2 protein-coding genes and 2 pseudogenes are annotated in these 2,286 nt (G+C 33.8%); 1 reads left to right on the top strand and 3 read right to left on the bottom strand.

Annotated features, from left to right (window positions below):
• Window positions 1–129: 129 nt before the first annotated feature.
• The 3 genes and pseudogenes from AYJ55_RS30300 to AYJ55_RS24270 form a co-directional block, all read right to left on the bottom strand.
• Window positions 130–423 (bottom strand): annotated as a pseudogene (locus AYJ55_RS30300) (transposase); the annotation flags it as partial.
• A gap of 20 nt (window positions 424–443) precedes the next feature.
• The gene (locus AYJ55_RS24275; protein ID WP_063653499.1) at window positions 444–932 is read right to left on the bottom strand and encodes an IS630 family transposase; all 489 of its coding nucleotides are present in this window, start codon (window positions 930–932) and stop codon (window positions 444–446) included.
• Entirely contained in the window at window positions 901–1,266 is a 366-nt protein-coding gene (locus AYJ55_RS24270; protein ID WP_063653415.1) for an IS630 transposase-related protein, read from the bottom strand. The genes AYJ55_RS24275 and AYJ55_RS24270 overlap by 32 nt, the downstream gene beginning before the upstream one ends.
• A 275-nt stretch (window positions 1,267–1,541) precedes the next feature.
• On the opposite strand from AYJ55_RS24270, the pseudogene AYJ55_RS34300 reads away from it, so the two are divergent.
• Window positions 1,542–2,286: pseudogene (locus AYJ55_RS34300) on the top strand (L,D-transpeptidase family protein); the annotation flags it as partial.

Raw genomic sequence — 2,286 nt, 5'->3', positions numbered from 1 at the left:
TTAATTTGCAAGTTGCTAAAACGTATAAATTTGTTTAATTTACAACTAAGTTGATTTTAATTTATAAGATTTTGTCTATTTATATATTATGCTGAATTAAACTTAAAAATAGAGCGTTTTTTTATTGGTGCGAAACTCGTGCTTGATATTCGTTATAAGGTTAATTCCCATTGTTTTTAGTTGCTGTTTCAGTGAAGCCGATAAACACCCTTTATCCGCATACAAACAACCAGAAAGATCTTTTATCAGCTCAGGTAATGGTTTCCGATCATCTGTGTTTCCTGGTGTAAATCGAAAACTGAGTATTTCCCCCAAATGATTGATAATTACATGAAGTTTGAAACCAAAGAACCAACCTGTTGAGGTTTTTCCTCGTTCAGCTATCCCATCGAAGACTTTATGCCGGCGGATCCGTAAGTTATAGCTAGGCGACTTAATTTTGATTACAGCATATGTATTAAAAACAGGTCATCGATAGTGCATCCTGTTTCCATCTTTTTACGTTTAGCTTGAGACCATTTATGTTCTATAGGATTTAAATCTGGTGAATACACAGGCAAATATTCTATCTGGTGTCCTGCGTTTATAATTGCCTGTTCAATATTCTTACCTTTGTGAAAGCTAGCGTTGTCCATAAAAATAACAGAATTTTCAGGAAGTTCTGGGAGCAATATTTTTGTGATCCAAACATAAAAAACATCACGATTAATATTGCAATCAAATAATCCGATAGCAAAAAGGGTTGTTCCCAATAAAGCGCCAATAACATTTGTTCTTCCCTTAGCACCCCAGTTTTTCAGGCCAAAACAACGGTGACCTTTTGGGGAATAGCCGTGAGTTCGTGGAGTGTCATGTGAAAAACCACTTTCATCAATAAAAACAACAGATTTATCTTTTTTTTCATACTGTTGTCTTTTTTGCTGATGTGCCAGCCTGTCGCTTTCGTTGGTTTTTGGATGGAATAGAGTTTTTTTTATAGGTTAATCCCAGCTTTTTAAGGGATTGCCAAATAGTCTTTTTACAAACACCGAATCGCTCTGCCCGTTCCTTTTGGTAAGCATCTGGATACTGTTCCACATCTTTTGCTAAAGCATTTTTATCGAGCTTCCTCTTACGTGGCGTTGAATTTTTTGGCTCTGGTCGTTTAAGCCAACGTACTAAAGACGCTTTTCCAATACGGAATTGTTTCGCAGTTTCTCGAATTGTTAAACCTTCGGCTTTCCTTACAGATATTACTTTACGTCGAAAATCAATTGTATAACTCATAACACACCTTGTAATCAAAATTAAGTCGCCTAGCTATAGAGCAAGTGATTTAGTTCAAGCAAATAAGAATAAATTTTTTAATATATTGAGAACACTTCGCAAAAAGCGATCATTTAAATCATTTTTCCGAAGAATGTCAGAATTTTTGGCAAAATAAGCCAAAAATGACAGGAGACAAAATTATTAATTTTTTAATATAAAAAACTACAATACAAATGTATGATTAATATTTGTGTATTTTTTTGTACAATATATCACTTTATGTATGGAAGCTTATGAAACTCTCTTTTTTTATTAGCATAGGGATCTTTTCCCTGTCATTTTTTATCAATAATAGCTACTCAGCGACAAAGTTATATTATCCATTAGATAGCAGTAATAACGGCAAAAAATATTTAAATAATTCAATATTTATTCAAATTTTCAAAGAAGAAAGACTGCTTGAACTCTATACTAAAAATGAAAAAGGCTTATTTTCACTGTTTAAAAGCTATCCAATCTGTAATTTCTCTGGTGGATTAGGACCTAAGAAAAGACAAGGTGACTTAAAGAGTCCTGAAGGGTTTTATCGCATTACACGCGCACAATTAAAACCTGATAGCAAATATTATCGCGCTTTTAATTTAGGTTTCCCAATAAATACGACCAAGCTCATGGCTATACTGGCGCTTATTTGATGGTACATGGTGGCTGTAAATCAATTGGCTGCTACGCGATGACTGATCGCTATATAAATGAAATTTATCGTTATGTCGAAAATGCATTACAAAATGGTCAAGATGAAATACAGGTCAATATATATCCATTTAAAATGACTTCTACCAATATGAATCGCCATCGTAATTCACGTTACTATACCTTCTGGCGACAACTGCAACCCGCATATGAATATTTTACTAAAACAAATCAATTGCCGGTAATTAATATTCAGCAAGGACAATACTTAGTAAACAAATTTCCTAACCATCAATCATCGCCAGCTACAGCAGATGAAAGGCTACAATATGCGCTTACCAAAAT

It is taken from the genome of Candidatus Arsenophonus triatominarum (assembly GCF_001640365.1).
Taxonomy (GTDB): Bacteria; Pseudomonadota; Gammaproteobacteria; order Enterobacterales; family Enterobacteriaceae; genus Arsenophonus; species Arsenophonus triatominarum.
The sequence above is the reverse complement of the archived record's forward strand: the minus strand, read 5'-3'. Positions and strand labels throughout refer to the sequence as shown.

Excerpts from the sequence above, each read along its gene's own strand:
- AYJ55_RS24270 (WP_063653415.1), bottom strand. The coding sequence starts at position 1,266 with ATGAGTTATACAATTGATTTTCGACGTAAAGTAATATCTGTAAGGAAA.